Annotated in this window: 19 protein-coding genes; 9 read left to right on the forward strand and 10 right to left on the reverse strand. The window is 66.4% G+C overall.

The window, feature by feature from the left end; all coding sequences use genetic code 11:
- Positions 1 to 12: 12 nt before the first annotated feature.
- Entirely contained in the window at positions 13 to 360 is a 348-nt protein-coding gene (locus BU124_RS04105; RefSeq protein WP_084861171.1) for a hypothetical protein, read from the reverse strand.
- Positions 361 to 414: 54 nt separating this feature from the next.
- Positions 415 to 825, reverse strand: a complete 411-nt coding sequence (locus tag BU124_RS04110) for a CopD family protein (RefSeq protein ID WP_084861172.1) — start codon at positions 823 to 825, stop codon at positions 415 to 417.
- A 110-nt stretch (positions 826 to 935) separates the two neighbouring features.
- Here BU124_RS04110 and BU124_RS04115 point away from each other — a divergent pair, with 110 nt between their 5' ends.
- The 5 genes from BU124_RS04115 (at position 936) to BU124_RS04135 (ending at position 6,400) form a co-directional block, all read left to right on the forward strand.
- Positions 936 to 2,369: an FAD-linked oxidase C-terminal domain-containing protein gene (locus tag BU124_RS04115; RefSeq protein WP_084861173.1), complete on the forward strand. Its 1,434-nt coding sequence runs from the start codon at positions 936 to 938 to the stop codon at positions 2,367 to 2,369.
- A gap of 100 nt (positions 2,370 to 2,469) precedes the next feature.
- Positions 2,470 to 3,585 (forward strand): FAD-binding protein, encoded by a 1,116-nt coding sequence (locus BU124_RS04120; protein ID WP_084861174.1) that lies wholly within the window; start codon positions 2,470 to 2,472, stop codon positions 3,583 to 3,585.
- On the forward strand, positions 3,585 to 4,898 hold the full coding sequence (gene glcF, locus BU124_RS04125) for a glycolate oxidase subunit GlcF (RefSeq protein WP_084861175.1): 1,314 nt from the start codon (positions 3,585 to 3,587) through the stop codon (positions 4,896 to 4,898). The genes BU124_RS04120 and glcF overlap by 1 nt, the downstream gene beginning before the upstream one ends.
- Positions 4,899 to 4,944: 46 nt before the next feature.
- Positions 4,945 to 5,787, forward strand: coding sequence for a trypsin-like serine peptidase (locus BU124_RS04130; RefSeq protein ID WP_245831601.1), 843 nt, complete (start codon positions 4,945 to 4,947; stop codon positions 5,785 to 5,787).
- Between the two features lie 127 nt (positions 5,788 to 5,914).
- Complete coding sequence (locus tag BU124_RS04135) at positions 5,915 to 6,400, forward strand: Hsp20 family protein (RefSeq protein ID WP_084861177.1); 486 nt, start codon at positions 5,915 to 5,917, stop codon at positions 6,398 to 6,400.
- Between the two features lie 87 nt (positions 6,401 to 6,487).
- On the opposite strand, the gene BU124_RS04140 is transcribed toward BU124_RS04135, so the two are convergent.
- Positions 6,488 to 6,898, reverse strand: a complete 411-nt coding sequence (locus BU124_RS04140) for a universal stress protein (protein WP_084861178.1) — start codon at positions 6,896 to 6,898, stop codon at positions 6,488 to 6,490.
- A gap of 79 nt (positions 6,899 to 6,977) precedes the next feature.
- On the reverse strand, positions 6,978 to 9,788 hold the full coding sequence (gene polA / locus BU124_RS04145; protein WP_084861179.1) for a DNA polymerase I: 2,811 nt from the start codon (positions 9,786 to 9,788) through the stop codon (positions 6,978 to 6,980).
- Between the two features lie 69 nt (positions 9,789 to 9,857).
- Between polA and BU124_RS04150 the strand changes: the two genes are divergently transcribed.
- A complete protein-coding gene (locus tag BU124_RS04150) occupies positions 9,858 to 10,331 on the forward strand; it encodes a hypothetical protein (protein ID WP_143529876.1) in 474 nt (157 codons plus the stop codon).
- A 21-nt stretch (positions 10,332 to 10,352) separates the two neighbouring features.
- Here the strand turns inward: BU124_RS04150 and BU124_RS04155 are convergent, their stop codons facing one another.
- Positions 10,353 to 10,532, reverse strand: coding sequence for a zinc-finger domain-containing protein (locus tag BU124_RS04155; RefSeq protein ID WP_084861181.1), 180 nt, complete (start codon positions 10,530 to 10,532; stop codon positions 10,353 to 10,355).
- An 81-nt stretch (positions 10,533 to 10,613) separates the two neighbouring features.
- Here BU124_RS04155 and BU124_RS04160 point away from each other — a divergent pair, with 81 nt between their 5' ends.
- Positions 10,614 to 11,540, forward strand: a complete 927-nt coding sequence (locus tag BU124_RS04160) for an ABC transporter ATP-binding protein (protein ID WP_084861182.1) — start codon at positions 10,614 to 10,616, stop codon at positions 11,538 to 11,540.
- Positions 11,541 to 11,625: 85 nt separating this feature from the next.
- Here the strand turns inward: BU124_RS04160 and BU124_RS04165 are convergent, their stop codons facing one another.
- A complete protein-coding gene (locus BU124_RS04165) occupies positions 11,626 to 11,988 on the reverse strand; it encodes an HIT domain-containing protein (protein ID WP_084861183.1) in 363 nt (120 codons plus the stop codon).
- A 10-nt stretch (positions 11,989 to 11,998) separates the two neighbouring features.
- Positions 11,999 to 13,576, reverse strand: a complete 1,578-nt coding sequence (locus BU124_RS04170) for a DUF5928 domain-containing protein (protein ID WP_084861184.1) — start codon at positions 13,574 to 13,576, stop codon at positions 11,999 to 12,001.
- A gap of 140 nt (positions 13,577 to 13,716) precedes the next feature.
- On the opposite strand from BU124_RS04170, the gene BU124_RS04175 reads away from it, so the two are divergent.
- Positions 13,717 to 14,535, forward strand: a complete 819-nt coding sequence (locus tag BU124_RS04175; RefSeq protein WP_084861185.1) for a sulfotransferase family protein — start codon at positions 13,717 to 13,719, stop codon at positions 14,533 to 14,535.
- 30 nt (positions 14,536 to 14,565) lie between these two features.
- On the opposite strand, the gene BU124_RS04180 is transcribed toward BU124_RS04175, so the two are convergent.
- The 3 genes from BU124_RS04180 to BU124_RS04190 form a co-directional block, all read right to left on the reverse strand.
- Positions 14,566 to 15,555, reverse strand: coding sequence for an adenosine kinase (locus tag BU124_RS04180; protein ID WP_084861186.1), 990 nt, complete (start codon positions 15,553 to 15,555; stop codon positions 14,566 to 14,568).
- Positions 15,552 to 16,196 carry an endonuclease III gene (nth, locus tag BU124_RS04185; protein ID WP_084861187.1) on the reverse strand — a complete coding sequence of 215 codons (645 nt, stop codon included), beginning with the start codon at positions 16,194 to 16,196 and terminating at the stop codon, positions 15,552 to 15,554. The genes BU124_RS04180 and nth overlap by 4 nt, the downstream gene beginning before the upstream one ends.
- Positions 16,197 to 16,277: 81 nt before the next feature.
- A complete protein-coding gene (locus tag BU124_RS04190) occupies positions 16,278 to 16,703 on the reverse strand; it encodes a DsrE family protein (RefSeq protein ID WP_084861188.1) in 426 nt (141 codons plus the stop codon).
- Positions 16,704 to 16,846: 143 nt separating this feature from the next.
- On the opposite strand from BU124_RS04190, the gene BU124_RS04195 reads away from it, so the two are divergent.
- Positions 16,847 to 17,713 (forward strand): methylated-DNA--[protein]-cysteine S-methyltransferase, encoded by an 867-nt coding sequence (locus tag BU124_RS04195; protein ID WP_084861233.1) that lies wholly within the window; start codon positions 16,847 to 16,849, stop codon positions 17,711 to 17,713.
- The last annotated feature ends 35 nt before the right edge of the window (positions 17,714 to 17,748 follow it).

A 17,748-nucleotide genomic window follows, 5' to 3' on the forward strand; every position in this document is an offset into this window, starting at 1 on the left:
TCGTTCGCCCGCTCAGGGAAGACCGAGCGCGACCCGATCGGCGTTCCAGCCATCGACGGAGCACTTGGCGCGGATATACACGGTTTCGATGCCCTCCGGGATATCGACCCCTGACAGGGACCGGGTGAAGGGCTGTTCGGTCACATGCGGATGCGCAAGACCCCGCGTGCCCAGCACCGTGCCCTCCGCGGTCTCGATCCGCCATCCATCGGCGTAGTGATCCCAGCCGATGTCGGGGTGCGAGAGGGTGACACGGAAGGTCCATCCGCTGCCCGCGGCCCGCGCCTCGGCATCGGTGATCGCGGGGGGATCGGCAAGGGCCGGACCGGCAAGGCAGAGAAACGGCAAAAGGTAACGCATGGTCTACGCATAACAGCTTGCCGCCTCCTGCGCTGTCACATCCACGAGAGGCTGTCAGAACGGCTTGAAGACGACGAGGTAGAGCACCACCAGCGTGCCCAGCACGCTGACCTCGTTGAAGACGCGCAGGTAGAAATCGCTTTCCTCGAACCGGCCCTGTTTTGCCCGCGCCACCAGCCGCCCGGTCCAGCCGTAGTGCAGCGCCAGCAGCGCGACCAGCGCCAGCTTGGCCCAGACCCAGCCCTGCCAGTTCCAGTAGAAGGCGAGGATCAAGCCGGTGATCACCGCCAGAACGCCCAGGCCCAGCGAAAAGCGATAGACCCGGAAGGTCAGGTCGCCCGCCGGCCCGAACGCGCCGGTCGCCGTATGTTCGCGCTTCCAGTAGATCAGCCCGCGCGGGGCCACGAAAATGCCCGCCATCCAGCCCATGACGCTCAGCAAGTGTACGACCTTGATCCAGTCCATGCGCCCTAGATGCCGTCGCGCGGCGGCGCCTGCAAGCCAAAGCCGGCTAGGCTTGTGGCGAATCCGTTTTTGGTATAGAAAACTTACCAATCCATTGGAGGAGTGAGATCATGGAAATGCCAGACCCCGATGCGGCGATCCTGTCGCGCAAGGCCAATGTCGTCGACCGGCTGCAGGCGGTGCTGCCCAAGGGGTCCGTGATCCACGAGACGACCGAGTTGCGCGCCTACGAATGCGACGCGCTGACGGCCTATACCTGTCCGCCGCTTTGCGCCGTGCTGCCCGGCAGCACCGAGGAGGTCGCGGCTGTGCTCTCGATCTGCCACGAAGAGGGCGTGCCGGTCGTGCCGCGCGGGGCGGGAACCTCGCTCGCCGGGGGGGCGCTGGCCACCGCCGATGCGGTAATGCTGGGCACCGCGCGGCTGAACGCGGTGCTGGAGACCAGCTTTGATGACCGCTACATCCGTGTTCAGGCGGGCCGCACGAACCTTTCGGTCACCGGCGCGGTCGAGGACGAGGGGTTCTTCTATGCCCCGGACCCCTCCAGCCAGCTGGCCTGCGCCATCGCGGGCAACATCGCCATGAATTCGGGCGGGGCGCATTGCCTGAAATACGGGGTGACGACGAACAACCTTCTGGGGGTCAAGATGGTGCTGATGGACGGCACCGTGACCGAGATAGGTGGCGCACATCTGGACGCGGGCAGCTATGACCTGCTGGGCCTGATCTGCGGGTCCGAGGGCCAGCTCGGTGTGGTGACCGAGGCAACGCTGCGTATCCTGCACAAACCCGAGGGCGCGCGCCCGGTCCTGATGGGCTATGACAGTTCGGAAGTGGCCGGACAGGTGGTCACCGAGATCATCAAGGCCGGGGTCCTTCCTGTCGCGATCGAGTTCATGGACCGCCCCTGCATCGAGGCCTGCGAGGCCTTCGCCAAGGCCGGCTACCCGATGTGCGAGGCGCTGCTGATCGTCGAGGTCGAAGGCTCGGACGCCGAGATCGACGCGCAACTGGGCCGCATCACCGAGATCGCCGCACGGCACGAGCCCGTAGAGCTGCGCGAGGCCCGCGATGCCGACGAGGCCGGGCGCATCTGGCTGGGGCGCAAGTCCGCCTTCGGCGCCATGGGGCAGATCAACGATTACATGTGCCTTGATGGCACGATCCCGGTCAGCGAACTTCCCCACGTGCTGCGCCGGATCGGCGAACTGGCGCAGGACTACGGGCTGGCCGTGGCCAATGTCTTTCACGCCGGCGACGGCAACATGCACCCTCTGATCCTCTACAATGCCAATACCCCCGGCGAGCAGGAAAAATGCGAGGCGCTGGGCGCCGATATCCTGCGGCTCTGCGTCGAGGTGGGCGGCTGCCTGACCGGGGAACACGGCGTGGGCATCGAGAAACGCGACCTGATGCTGGTGCAATACGACGCGCCGGACCTGGAGGCGCAGATGGCCGTCAAGGATGTCTTCGATCCCGCCTGGCTGCTCAACGCGGCCAAGGTCTTTCCGCTCTCCGTCTCCGCATCGCGGCGCGCGGCGTGACACCATCGAACCCCGGGGGCGCTGCCCGTCGTCATTGTCTCTCGGATCCATGGCGCGACAATGACGACCCCAAAAAAATTTCGAGCCAGAAGATGCCAGCATGACACCGACAACCGAGGCCGACCTCGCCGAGATCATCGGCCATGCCAGCGGGCCGCTGCGGATCGCGGGCGGCGGCACGCGCAGTTGCGGCACCCCCGCGCCCGCGGAGCTTTTAAGCACCAGCGGGTTGCGCGGGATCACCCTGCACGAACCGGGCGCGCTGACGCTGGTCGCCAGGGCCGGCACGCCGGTGTCCGAGGTGCGCGCGGCCCTGCGCGCCGAGAACCAGCGCCTTGCCTTCGAGCCGATGGACCACCGCGCCCTGCTGGGCACGACCGGGGAACCCACCATCGGCGGCGTGGTCGCGGGCAATGTCAGCGGCCCGCGCCGGATCGCCGTGGGCGCAGCGCGCGATTTCATGCTGGGCGTGCGCGTCGTGGACGGCGCGGGGCGTATCCTCAAGAACGGCGGGCGGGTGATGAAGAACGTCACCGGCTACGACCTGGTGCGCCTGATGACCGGCAGCCACGGCACGCTGGGCGTGCTCTCCGAAGTCTCGCTCAAGGTGTTGCCGGACGTGGAGTCGGCGGCGACGCTGACGCTGTCGGGGCTGTCGGACGCCCAAGCCGTCGAGGCGCTGTCCGCCGCGCTCGGCTCGCCCTTCGAGGTGACCGGCGCCGCCCATGACCCCGAGGCGGGCAAGACCTGCCTGCGCATCGAGGGCTTTGCCGACTCGGTGACCTACCGCGCCGGGCGCCTGCAGGAACGGCTCGCCCCCTTCGGCCCGGTCGAGGTGCACGCGGGCAAGGACGCGACCGCCGCGACCTGGGCCGCGATCCGCGACGTCACCGATTTTGCCGATCGGGCGGGCGATGTCTGGCGGCTGTCGGTCAGACCCTCGGACGCGCCCGCGCTGGTGGCGCGGTCCGGCGCGGAGACCGTGCGCTACGACTGGGGCGGCGGGCTGGTCTGGCTGCTGATGCCCGAGGGCACGGACCTGCGCGCCAACCTCGGCCCATTCCAGGGCCACGCCACGCTGATCCGGGCGGGCGAGGCCACGCGCCGCGCCCTGCCCGTCTTTCAACCGGAAAACCCCGTGCTTGCCCGGCTGTCGGCCGGGTTGCGGTCGAAATTCGACCCGCGCGGCATTCTCAACCCGGGGGTCATGGCCTGATGCAGACGCATTTCACCGCCGAACAATTGCAGGACCCCGGCACCGCGCGGGCCAACGAGATCCTGCGCGCCTGCGTGCACTGCGGGTTCTGCACCGCCACCTGCCCGACCTACCAGGTGTTGGGCGACGAGCTCGACAGCCCGCGCGGCCGCATCTACCTGATGAAGGACATGCTGGAAAACGAGCGGGTGCCCGACGACAAGACCGTCACCCATATCGATCGCTGCCTGTCCTGCCTCGCCTGCATGACGACCTGCCCCTCGGGCGTGCATTACATGCACCTGGTCGATCACGCGCGCGAGTACATCCAGGCGCATTACAAACGGCCCTGGCATGACCGCGCCCTGCGCTGGGTGCTGTCGAAGATCCTGCCCTATCCCGGCCGCTTCCGGCTGGCCCTGCTGGGCGCCAAGATCGGGCGGCCCTTCGCGCCCCTCGTGCCCGATGCGCGCCTGCGCGCCATGCTGGAGATGGCGCCGAAGCGCATCCCGCCGGTCAGCCGCAACGACGACCCGCAGAGCTTCGCGCCGCAAGCGCCGCGCCGCAAGCGCGTCGCGCTGATGACCGGCTGCGCCCAGCGGGCGCTGAACACCGATATCAACGATGCCACCATCCGCCTGCTGACCCGACTGGGCTGCGAGGTGGTTGTGGCCGAGGGCGCAGGCTGTTGCGGGGCGCTGACCCATCACATGGGCAAGACCGACGAGAGCCACGCGACGGCGGCCAAGAACATCCGCGCCTGGGCGGCCGAGATGGACGGCGACGGCCTCGACGCCGTGGTCATCAACACCAGCGGCTGCGGCACGACCGTCAAGGACTACGGCCACATGTTCCGGGGCGGCCCGCTGGCCGAGGATGCCGCGCGGGTCAGCGCCATCGCCAAGGACGTCAGCGAGGTCCTGACCGAGCTCGACCTGCCCGAAGGCGCGGCCAGCGACCTGACGGTCGCCTACCACGCCGCCTGTTCGCTGCAGCATGGCCAGCAGATCAAGACCCACCCCAAGGACCTGCTGAAACGCGCCGGCTTCGCGATTGCCGAACCGGCCGACGCGCATCTGTGCTGCGGCAGCGCGGGCACCTACAACCTGATGCAGCCGACGATTTCCAAGCAGCTCAAGGATCGCAAGGTGCAAACGCTCGAGGCTGTGCGGCCCGACGTGATCGCCGCCGGCAACATCGGCTGCATGATGCAGATCGGCGGTGGCACGGATGTGCCGGTGGTCCACACGGTGGAACTGCTCGACTGGGCCACCGGCGGGCCGCCGCCCCCGGCGATGCGGGCCGACCGGCCGGGTGTGCCGATGCTGAGCTAGCGCCTTATTCTTGCCCCATGTCGGCGATAGGCGCATGGGTGTGACGATGACAGGCCCCCTCGCGATGCACCGCCCCCTGATTGCCCTTCTGTTGACGCTGCTTGCGGCGCTGGCCCTGCCCGGCGCGGGACAAGCGCAGGACAGCGCCCTGCGTCCGCTTCTGGATGGCAACGCGGCCCGCGGCTGGGAGGCGGTGGGCCGGATCGACGTGGCCGGCGGCGGGTTCTGCACCGGCACGCTGATCGCGCCCGACCGGGTTCTGACGGCCGCGCATTGCCTGTTCGACCGCGAAACCGGCCGCCGGCTGGACACCGCCGACCTCGAATTTCGCGCCGGCCTGCGCGGCGGCCGGGCCGAGGCCAGCCGCGGACTGCGGCGGGCGGTCATCCATCCCGACTACGTCTTCACGCGCGCGCCCTCCGCCGGCGAGGTGACCAAGGACCTTGCCCTGCTGGAACTGGATCAGCCAATCCGCAACACTCGCATCCATCCCTTTCGCGTGTCCAGACAGGTCGGGCGGGGCACCGAGGTCGGGGTCGTCTCCTACGCCAAGGGGCGGGCCGGGCATCCCTCGCTGCAGGAAATCTGCAACGTGCTGGGCACGGCCGGCCCGGCCCTGGTCATGGACTGCGCGGTGGACTTCGGCGCCTCGGGATCGCCCATCTTCCGCGACGAGGCCGGGGCGATGCGCCTGGTCTCGGTCGTGTCATCCATGGCCGAACTCAACGGCCGGCGCGTTGCCCTCGGGATGGACCTCGCCCGGCCGCTCGCGACCCTGCGCGCGGCGCTGGAGACGGACACCGAAGTCTTCGATACCGTTCCCGGCCGGGCCCGGGTGCTGGCCCCCGGCGAACGATCCGAGACAGGGGCGCGTTTCGTGCGGCCCTGAGGGTCTTGAAACCCGCCACCGACCTTCCCAAATCTTTTGTGCGAGGCGCCGGTTTAGGGTCTCGCACACCCGCCTGTCCCGGATCGGGAAGGCATGACCCATAGGTATCGCTCAAAGGAGGATGACCATGAGACACTTCGATCTTGCACCGCTTTACCGTGCGACCGTCGGCTTCGACCAAATCGCCGACATGATGGATCGGGTTCTGGACAATGATCCCAGCACCCAGACCTATCCGCCCTACAACATCGAGAAGACGGACGATGACGCCTGGCGCATTTCCGTCGCCGTTGCGGGCTTTTCGGAAAGCGACCTGACAGTCGAGGTACGTGAAAACGCCCTGCTGATCACCGGCCGCAAGGCCGAGGAGGCGGACAGCGAAAACGATCAGGGGCGGACGTTCCTGCATCGCGGTATCGCGACGCGCGCCTTCGAGCGGCGCTTCACCTTGGCGGATCACGTCCGTGTCGAGGGGGCGACGCACGAGAACGGCATGCTGCATGTCGACCTTGTGCGCGAGGTGCCCGAGGCGCTCAAGCCACGCCGGATCGAGATCGCCAAGGCCGACGCACCGAAGAACGCCGGCGTGCTGGAGGCCGACAAGGTCAACTGATCCGGCGACATCAGCAGTGGCGCGGGCCTGAGCGGCCCGCACCCACGGGCCGGGGTGCTGCCTCGGCCCTTCTTGCTTCATGACGTTTTACCGCACCACGTAGACCGAACAGGCCGCATGCGCGACGACATGGCTGGCGGTGGTGCCCAGCAGGTAGTCCTGGATCTTCGGGTTGGCGGCCTCCATCACGATCAGGTCCACCCGTTGTTCGCGCGCCAGCTTAACGATCTGGCGATGCACCGCGCCCTTGCGCACGATCAGGTCCACCTCGACGCCCTCGGCCGGATGCGCCTCGACGAAATTGCGCAATTCCTGGCCCCAGTAGGCATCGCTGTCGTAGATGTTCAGGTTGCGCTCGATCTCGGGGGCGATGGTGGCCACGATCAGCCGCGCCCGGCGCCGCTGGGCCATTTCGACGGCTTCCTCGTAGGCGGCAAAGTCGTGGCGGACGTGCCGCAGGTTCAGCGGGCACAGGATCAGCTCGGTTTCGCGGGACATGGCGGCATCCTTCTTGTCGGAGTGTGCCCTTTAGCCCTAACACGCCATCCCGCGCGTCCGAAAACGGCACACGCGGGGCCTAATGCGCCCCGCCCCAGGTTTCGCCCTGCCCGGCATCGACGACGAGCGGCACGTCGATCTTCACCGCCGGGTCGGCCGCCCGTTCCATGACGTCGCGCGCAGCACCGATCAGGTCATCGACCGCCGCGGCCTCGACTTCGAACAGCAGTTCGTCGTGGACCTGCAGCAGCATCTTCGCCGGCAGATCGGCGATGGCATCGGGCATCCGCACCATGGCCCGCCGGATCACGTCCGCCGCCGCGCCCTGGATCGGCGCGTTTATCGCGGCCCGCCTGGCAAATCCCGCGCCGGGACCCTTGGCGTTGATCTCGGGGGTGTGGATCTTGCGCCCGAAGAGCGTACGGACGAAGTGGTGTTCCTTGGAGAAAGCGACGGTCTCGTCCATGTAGGTGCGAATCCCCGGGAACCGCTCGAAGTAGCGGTCGATGAAGCCCTTGGCCTCGTCGCGCGGAATGCGCAGGTTGCGCGCGAGCCCGAAGGCCGAAATCCCGTAGATCACCCCGAAATTGATCGCCTTGGCCTGCCGGCGCACCTCGGACGTCATGTCGGCCAGCGGGACGTTGAACATCTCCGAGGCGGTGGCCGCGTGAATGTCCTGCCCCTCGCGAAAGGCCTGCTTGAGGGCCGCGATGTCGGCGACATGGGACAGGATGCGCAGCTCGATCTGCGAATAGTCGAGACTGACCAGCACGTTGCCCTTTTCGGCGACGAAGGCCTCGCGGATGCGGCGCCCCTCTTCGCTGCGCACGGGGATGTTCTGCAGGTTGGGGTCGGTCGAGGCGAGCCGCCCGGTGTTGGCCCCGGTCTGCACGTAGGACGTATGCACCCGGCCCGTCTCGGCGTTGATATGGGTCTGCAGCGCGTCGGTGTAGGTCGATTTCAGCTTGGACAACTGCCGCCAGTCTAGGATGCGCGCGGGCAGGTCGTGCTCAGTCGCCAGATCCTCGAGCACGTCGGCCGGCGTGGAATACTTGCCGGACTTGCCGCGCTTGCCACCCTCGAAGCCCATCCTGCCGAACAGGATCTCGCCCACCTGCGCCGGGCTGCCGACGTTGAAGGATTCGCCGGCCAGCTCGTGGATCTCTGCCTCCAGCCCCGCCATCTTCTGGGCAAAGGCGTTGGACATCTGCGACAGCGTGTTGCGGTCAACCTTGATCCCGTGCCGTTCCATCCGCGCCAGCACCGGCGACAGGGGCCGTTCCAGCGTCTCGTAGACGGTCGTGACCTGTTCGCGGTGCAGCTGCGGCTTGAAAAGCTGCCAGAGCCGCAGGGTGATATCGGCGTCCTCGGCGGCGTAACGCGTGGCGTCCTCTATCGGCACCCGGTCGAAGGTTTTCGCGGATTTTCCCGTGCCAAGCAGCGCCTTGATCTCGATGGGCTTGTGCGACAGGTAGCGTTCGGCCAGCGCGTCCATCCCGTGCCCGTGCAGCCCGGCATTGAGCGCGTAGCTCATCAGCATGGTGTCGTCGAAGGGCGCGACGGTGATTCCGTAACGGGCCAGCACCTTGCAGTCGTACTTGGCATTCTGGAATATCTTTAGGACGCTGTCGTCCTCCAGCATGGGGCGCAGCATCTTCAGGCAGGTGTCCATGTCCATCTGCCCCGAGGCGCGGGCCTCGGCGCCGAACAGGTTGCCGCCCGCGTCGGAGACATGCGCAAGCGGGATGTAGCAGGCCGCGCCGGGATCGACGCTCAGGCAGATGCCCACCAGTTCGGCGGTCATCTCGTTCAGGCCGGTTGTCTCGGTGTCCAAGGCCACGGTCCCGCGCTCGTGGGCGCGGTCGATCCAGGCTTGCAGGGCGTCCGCGTCGCGCACGGTCTCGTAGGTGTCGGGGTCGAAGGGCTGCGCCTCGGGGCCCGCGTCCTGTTCGGGGGGCGTGGCCCCCTCGGGCGCGCGGTCCTCGATCACCGGTGGCTCGACGCCAAGCTTGTCTGCGATGCGCTTGGTGATCGTGCGGAACTCCATCTCCGACAGGAAACCCAGCAGCGTCTCCGGCTCGGCGTCGCGGACCTCCAGATCGTCCAGGGTGAAGTCGAGGTCCATCCCGCCGTCCAACTGCACCAGCTTCTTGGACAGCTCGATCTGGTCGCGATGCTCCACCAGGGTCTGGCGGCGCTTGGGCTGCTTGATCTCCTCGGCGCGGTCCAGCAAATCCTCCAACGAGCCGAACTCGTTGATCAGCATGGCCGCCGTCTTGATCCCGATTCCCGGCGCGCCGGGGATGTTGTCGACGCTGTCACCGGCCAGCGCCTGCACGTCGACCACCCGGTCCGGGGGCACGCCGAATTTCTCGGCCACGCCCTCGCCGTCGATGGTGCGGTTCTTCATCGGGTCGAGCATCTCGACCCCGTCGCCGACCAGCTGCATCAGGTCCTTATCCGAGGACAGGATGGTGACGCGCCCGCCGGCCGCGCGCGCCTGCGCGGCCAGGGTGGCGATGATGTCGTCGGCCTCGAAGCCCTCGATCTCCTTGCAGGCGATATTGAAGGCTTGCGTCGCGCGGCGCGTCAGCGGAATCTGCGGGCGCAGGTCCTCGGGCATCGCGTCACGGTTGGCCTTGTATTGATCATAAAGGTCGTTGCGAAAGGTGTGGCTGCCCTTGTCGAAGACCACCGCCAGGTGCGTCACGTCCGAGCCGATGTTGCCCTCGACATACCGCTGGAGCATGTTGCAAAAGCCGCTGACCGCGCCCACGGGCATCCCGTCGGACTTGCGGGTCAGGGGCGGCAGGGCATGGTAGGCGCGAAAAATATAGGCGGACCCGTCGATCAGGTGCAGATGACAGCCTTTTCCGAATTGACCCGCCATGCTAACCGACTCCCAGTGTTGTCCGAGTGAGGTTCTGCCATGTTACGCCACCTGTTGCCAGTTGCGACTTTGATCGCCGCGCCCGCCACGGCCCAGCAGCTCGAACTTCCCCCGATCACCGCTGATCCACCGGCGCAGGCCGCGCCGGCGTGCCGCAACATACCCCACAGTCCGGAAAACTGCGTCCGGGTCCTGGCCTGCATCGGGACCGCGGGGCGCTATTTCGACGGACAGGCCCGGGGCTGGGACCAGGGCACCGTGACGGGCACGACCAGCGACGGCGTAACCTGCACCGGAACCTGGCGGTCAGACGGGCTCATGGGATCGGGCACATCGCGGATGAAATGTCGCGACGGCGTCACGATCGAGGTCCTATACTACACGCAGGACAACAGGACCGGCACGGTGATCGGCCGCGGCCGCGACAGTGCCGGGCGACCGATCCGGGTCTGGACCGGCACCAACGTTCTGGCCTACCTCACCCCCGAGGGGCGCCCCTCGGCGGAACTGCCCTGCGGCGACGCACCGATCCCCATCAGCTGAGACGGAGCCCCGCGCCACCGGTCAGACCTTGCCCGCGAAATCCTCGTGAATGAATTTCGCATCGCAATAGGGGCATTCGACCCAGCCGGTCTCTTGCGGGATCTGCAGCCACACCCGCGGATGGCCCAGCGCCCCCTCGCCGCCATCGCAGGCAATCCGATGGCGTTGCACGATCCGGGTCTCGGGCGGGGGAATGGACATCTGATTGCCTCTTTCAGGGCTGCGGTCTAGGACCCTCATATACCGCATGGCGGGCCGCGAACAAGAGAGGGACAGGGCGACATGGCCGAGAACGCGATCGAGATCGAGGGGCTGCACAAGACCTATGCCGCCGCGCGCCGATCCCCCGAAAAGGTGGCGCTCGACGGCGTCGACCTCGCGGTGCCGCGCGGGTCCATCTTCGGGCTGCTGGGGCCCAACGGCGCTGGCAAGTCCACGCTGATCAACATCCTCGCCGGGCTGGTGATCAAGTCGTCGGGCACCGTGAAGATCTGGGGCTTCGACCAGGACGCCAACCCGCGCCAGTCGCGGGCCAGCATCGGCGTCATGCCGCAGGAACCCAACCTCGATGCCTTCTTCACACCGCGCGGCTCGCTCGACGTGCAGGCCGGCCTCTACGGTGTGCCCAGCCACAAGCGCCGCACGGACGAGTTGCTGGACCTCATCGGCTTGGCCGACAAGGCCGAGGCCTACGCCCGCTCGCTCTCGGGCGGGATGCGGCGGCGGCTGCTTCTGGGCAAGGCGCTGGTCCATTCCCCGCAGGTGCTGGTACTGGACGAGCCCACCGCCGGCGTCGATATCGAGCTGCGCAACATGCTCTGGCAGAACGTGCGCAAACTCAACGACCAGGGCATGACGATCATCCTGACGACGCACTACCTCGAAGAGGCCGAACAGATGTGCGACCAGATCGCCATCATCAACCACGGCTCGGTCATCGCCAACGACAGCACCGCCAACCTCCTGTCACGGCTCGACCGAAAGACCATGGTGATCCGCCCGGAAAGCGCCGCCGCCCTGCCCGCGATGCCCGAGGGCGTCAGCGCCGAGGCCCGCCCCGACGGCACCATGCATTTCACCTATCGCACCTCTCTGACCCCGGCGGAGTCGGTCCTCGCCGCGGTCCGCGCCGCCGGCATCTCCATCGCCGATGTCCGCACCGAGGAAGCCGACCTCGAAGACGTCTTCCTGTCCCTGACCCGCGCCTGACCCCGTCTTCTGGCCAGAAATATCCCGGGGGTGATTGAGGGGGCAGCGCCCCCTCATCCCCTCACGAAAAGAGCGTGCGCAGCACTCAATTTGCCAGCATCGGGCCCATGGAGCGCCCGCCCATGATGTGCAGGTGGAAATGCGGCACCTCCTGCACGCCATCTGCGCGGGCGTTGGAAATGGCGCGAAAACCGCCCTCGACCCCCTCGCCCTCACAGACGGCGGCGACAGCGGCGAAGAACCCGGCCTGTTCCTCGGCGCTCGCATCGCGGGCGAAGTGATCGAGCGAAACATAGGGCCCCTTGGGGATCACCAGCACATGCACCGGCGCCTGGGGCCGGATATCGCGAAACGCCAGGGCGTGGGCGTTCTCGAAGACCGTGTCGTTGGGGATCTCGCCCCGCAGGATTTTTGCAAAGATGTTCTGGTCGTCATAGTCGAAGTCCATTCCGCTCTCCTCAATCGGCAAAAAGATGGGGGGTCTCGGCAATACCGCGTGCGCTCTCCTCGGGCAGGCTCAGGAAGGCGGCGATCGGCGGGGCATTCTGCTCGGGCGTGTTGGACTCGCGGATCCGCGTATGATTCGGGAAACCCGCATCGCGGATGCGGTCGGCCTCGAAGACGACATCATAGCGGATCGTGGGCAGCAACTGCTTGAGCGTTTCCTCCGAAGTCTGCGCCCCCGCAAGGCCCACGCGCTGGGCATGGCCGATCAGGAAGTCGTCCGAAAACGTGCACTCGATTTCGAGCAGGCGGGTGACGTTCCGATCCGAGAAGAAGTCCTGCATCAGGTCCAGGTTGGCCGTGTCGATGCAGAAGATAAGCCGATCCGTCTCATGATAGTCGAACAGCATCCGCATCAGCGCCCGGCGGTGCCGGGTGCGCTTTTCCAGGGTGCTCTGGATACCGCCGAGGTCGGGCAACGGGGTGTCCTCCTCGTTGAACAGGTATTCGATGGCGGGGATGTTGGTGTGGTGCTTGATCGACCCCACCAGCCGCTTGGCCACGTGCCATTTCTTGCAGGCCACGATCAGCAGTTCCCGCTCGCGGCCCAGCGATGTCTCCGTCTCCCAGAACCGCGGGGCGAAGCGCCGCCCGATCCGCCCGCGCCCGGTCAGGAAATGGTACAAGCGCCGTCCCTCGTCGGAAATCTGGAACTCGATCCGGTCCGAGGCGTAGAGGTCCCCCAGCCAGGCGCGCAGGCGCGCCGCCTCGGGGCTGATCTTGCGGGCGAACAGGTAATCCTGGCTCAGCAGCAGGTCATAGTGATCGTCGTGGAAAGTCACCGGCATGCCGTAGTCGGTGAACATCAGGAAGGTCAGCGTCCGGGTGCGTATCTCGGGTTCGGGCACGAGGTGGCGAACCAGCGTCTGAAAGAACGTCTCGTCGGGGATCCAGGTCGTGCGGAAGAAGCGCACGACATCGCGCCGCCGGCGCACGAAATCCATAATCCACTCGATCGTGCGGCGGCGCAGGCACCACCACTGGCTGCCGATCATGACCTGGATGTCGGCCGGAATCTCGCGTTCCAGGCCCAGCCGTCGCTGCAACCACCAGGACCGGTAAAACCACGTCTTCTGCGTGCGTTCGTTGAACCAGTGCCGGTAGATCAGGCGTTCTTCCTTCATGCCGGTCTTGATCCAATCGCTTTCGAAGAAATCGAAGCTTTCGATGTAATCGACATCGTCGGCGTCCAGCACCGCATGGGCATACTGCGCCGACTTGATCGCCATGCAGTCGCCCGAGACCATGTAGAAATGCGTCGCGCGCGGAAAGGCCTCGACCGCGGCCTCGACCGCGTGCAGCGTGGCCTGCACCAACGACCATTCGCCCCAGCCGCAGCGCACCCTCTTTTTCGCGAAGGTCACGCTGGGATCGTCCGCCAGCGCCTCGCGGATCATCGCGTAAGACGCGGCCGGAGCGCGGGCGTCGAAATGGATCGAGATGCAGTCGCCAACCGCAGTCAGCTGCCTGGCCTGGCGAATGATCGCCTCGGGGTCCTTGTGACACAGCAGTATGAAGGCAATGCGCGCCATGCTGGAAACGGTCTACCCCCTCGGCTCGGATTGTCTTAAATGTCTAAACGTGAACACAGATTGAATAAACACGATTTCTTTGCTTTTTTGCTCGACGGGGGCAAAGCCGAGCAGGATCGGCTCTTCTGGAGGCAGCGCACATGGGGTTTCCCGGGACCTGGATGACCGAGAGCGAGAGCGTCGTTTACCGCGTCGTCCCGAAATGCGCCTGTTCGACCATCGGACAGGTCATGTTCTATTCAGACAACGGCAGGTTCTTCGATGGGGACATCCACGATGCCGACCACGGCATGCACAAGTGGGCCTTCGAGGCGAGCCAGCCCAGGATCACCGAGAATGTCCAGGCGCACCGCAGCTATGCCTTCACCTGCGTGCGCAACCCCTACACGCGCATCCTGTCCAGCTTCTTCGACAAGATTTGCGGCATACAGCGCAACGGCAAACGCTACCGCGGCAAGCTGGTGCCGCTGCTGATCCAGAAATACGGCATCGAGGTCGGCAGCCCCGAGGACGGCTTCGAATTCGACCAGGTCAAGAGTTTCCGCCGGTTCCTGCTGTTCGCGCGCGACACCATACGCTGGCGCCGGCCCATGGATCCCGACATTCACTGGTCGGCCATGTCGGGCCATGTCAGCACTTTCATCCTCAACGGCGGCACCTACGACAACATCTTCTGGACCGAGCGGTTCAACGAGGGCATGCAATCCGTTCTCGACGCCATCGACACGCCGGTTCAGGTCAAGCTGGACGAGGTGCCGCGGTTCAACGAGTCCGAAGGCCACGGACCCAAGCGCGCCCATCCGGTCGAGGACTATTTCGACGACCTGTCGATGCACCTTGTTTACGAGATCTACAAGAAGGACTTCCAGCTGTTCAAATACGACTTCGAGGACCCGTCGAACAAAATGCCGGTGGGCGAGATCGACCTGGACGAGGTGCACGCCAAGCTGGGCGAGTAACGGCGCGCCGGCGCCGCCCCGGCCGCCCGGCTAGCCCAGCCCGTGATTGCGGAACAACTCGCGGATGTCGGCCTCGGGCCGGGCGCCGTAGTGGCTGATGACCTCGCGCGCGGCGATGGCGCCCAGCTTGCCGCAGGTTTCCATGTCGTGCCCCAGCACCAGCCCGTAAAGGAACCCGGCGGCGAACTGATCGCCCGCGCCGGTGGCGTCCATCGGCACGATCTTTTCCACGCTCACGTCGGTGCGATGGCCCTCGCGCATGATCGTCACCCCGTCGCCCGACCGGGTGCAGACCACCAGTGAACAGATTTGCGACACCGCCGCGAGGTCGGCCTCGAGGTCGTCATTGCGATAGAGGGCGCGGATCTCCGCCTCGTTTCCGATGACGAAGTCCAGCTCGTTCTCGATCAGGTCCAGGAAATCGGCCCGGTGACGGTCCACGCAGAACGGATCGGAAATCGCGATGCCCGCGCGCCCGCCGTGCTCGCGGGTCAGGCGGGCGGCCTTGTAGAAGGCCTCTTTCCCCTTCGGCTTGTCGAAGAGGTAGCCTTCCAGGAACATCACCTGCGCCTCGGCGCAGACCGCCTCGTCCACGTCGTCGGAGTCCAGTTCGGCCCCGTTGCCGAGGTAGGTATTCATGGACCGCTCGCCATCGGGGCTGACGAAGATCATCGACCGCGAGGTCGGCTCGCCCCCCTCGGTGGCGGAATTCACATAGGCGCAGCCGTCGACCTCGGTCGCCTCGATGAAGAACCGGCCCAGCGCGTCGTCCTTGACGCGGCCGATGAAGGCCGACGCCAGCCCCAGCTTGCCGATCCCGGCCAGGGTGTTGGCCACCGATCCGCCCGGCGACTGGCTGCGGTGGTCCATCGCGGCATAGAGGACCTCGGCCCGGTCGCGCTCGACCAGTTGCATGATGCCCTTCTCGATCCCCATTTGATCGAGAAAGGCATCGTCGGCCGGCGCGATCACGTCGACGATGGCGTTGCCGATGCCGACCACTTCGAATTTCTTGTTCATGCTGTCTTGTCCTCGTATCGGCACAGGTCACGAATGACGCAGGCGGCGCATTTGGGGTTCCGGGCGGTACAGACATAGCGGCCGTGCAGGATCAGCCAGTGGTGCGCGTGCCGCTGGTAATCGACCGGCACGTTGTCCTCGATCGCGCGTTCCACCGCGACCACGTCCTTGCCGGGGCAGATGCCGGTGCGGTTGCCGACGCGGTAGATATGCGTGTCCACCGCCTGCGCCGGGTAGCGCCACCACATGTTCAGGACCACGTTGGCCGTCTTGCGCCCGACACCGGGCAGCGACTGCAGCGCGGCGCGCGAGTTGGGCACCGTGCCGCCATAGTCCGTGACAAGGATGCGGCAAAGCTTGATGACGTTCTTCGCCTTGTTGCGATAGAGTCCGATCGTCTTGATATGATCGATCACGCCCTCTTCGCCCAGGGCCAGCATCTTTTCGGGGGTATCGGCGACCTTGAACAGCGTTTCGGTCGCCTTGTTCACGCCCGCGTCCGTGGCCTGCGCCGACAGCGCTACCGCCACCACCAGGGTAAAGGCGTTGACGTGGTTCAGCTCGCCCCGCGGGTCGGGTTCGGCGGCCTGAAAACGCTCGAAAACCGCGCGCATCTCGGTGTAGGGAAGCTGCTTTGCCATCCCCGGCTTATGCCGTGTCCGCGCCGTCGGGGCAATCCGCGACACACCGCCGATTGCCCCGCCTTGGATGACGAGACCGGATCAGAAAGACCAGACCTGCGTCGCGTCACCAAGCATCGCACCGGCCATCTCCGGTGGCTTGGCCACGCCCACACCGTCTACCAGGGCCGACTCCCCGACGCCCTCGCCCGGCAGGTAGATCGCGCAGACCTCGGCGGTCGCCCCTTTCGAGATCGCCGCCTGAAGCAGCTGCTGCGGGCTCATGTCCTTGGGCGGCTGGCCCGCAGTTGCGCTTTGCGGGGCATCGGTCAGGGCGATGTCGCCGCCCGGCCCGCACAGCAGGATATGAACCGACTTGTCCTGCCCCAGTGCCTGATTGGTCAGAACCATCGACATCAACTGGGTCTGGGCGTTGTCACTGGTCACCACTGTGACGAGATCGGGGGCGTCTTGCGCCAAGGCCGGGGCCGCACAGAGGGCAAGGGCGGCGGCGGAGGGGAGTCGCATGGGTCGTGTCCTTTCGGATTGGGGTTGGCTTTAACACGACAGTCGTCGAGTTTTACATATAAGAAAACTGTATTATTTGTCGCAGCGGGCATTCGCGCAAGAACCGGGTCGCCCGGATATTGCTCCCGGCCTATGCTGCGGTCATGACACCCGACGCCAGTTACCATTACCACGTGATCCGCCGCGCCATTGCCGAGATCGACGCCGCCCCGGTGCCGCTGTCGCTGGATGATCTGGCCAGCCGGATGGGTATGTCTCCCGCACATTTCCAGAGGGTGTTCTCGCGCTGGGTCGGCGTCAGCCCCAAGCGTTATCAGCAATACCTTGCGCTGGGACATGCCAAGACGTTGCTGCAAGAGCGTTTCACGACACTGGACACAGCCGATGCGGTGGGGCTGTCCGGGTCCGGGCGGCTGCACGACCTGTTCCTGCGGTGGGAAGCGATGAGCCCGGGCGACTATGCCCGCGGCGGCGCCGGGCTGACCGTGCACTGGGGCCGGTTCGACAGCCCCTTCGGTCGGGCGCTGATCATGGGCACAGACCGGGGGATTTGCGGCATCGGCTTTGCCGCGGAAACCGGCGAGGATGCAGCGATGTCCGACCTCGCCGCGCGCTGGCCGCAGGCGACATTCGCCGAGAATCCCGCGGCGTTGCAGCCATGGGCACAGGCGGCCTTTGACGGGGCCGGGGCGCGTGCGCCGTTGCACGTCATCGGCACGCCGTTGCAAATCAAGGTCTGGGAGGCGCTGCTGGCGATCCCCTCGGGCAAGGTGACAACGTATTCCGAGATCGCAAGCATGATCGGCAAGCCGCGCGCGGCCCGCGCCGTGGGACATGCCGTGGGCCGGAACCCCATCGGTTTCCTGATCCCCTGCCATCGGGCAATCCGCAAGTCTGGCGGCCTGGGCGGCTATCACTGGGGCCTGCCTGTCAAGCGCGCCATCCTCGCCTGGGAATCGGCGCGGGCAGAGACAGGCGCATCGGCGACAAACCGCGTGCCCGGTGGCTGATATTGGATATCAGGATTGCCCCGAGACTATGCTAG

Source organism: Salibaculum halophilum (assembly GCF_002094885.1).
Classification (GTDB): Bacteria; Pseudomonadota; Alphaproteobacteria; order Rhodobacterales; family Rhodobacteraceae; genus Salibaculum; species Salibaculum halophilum.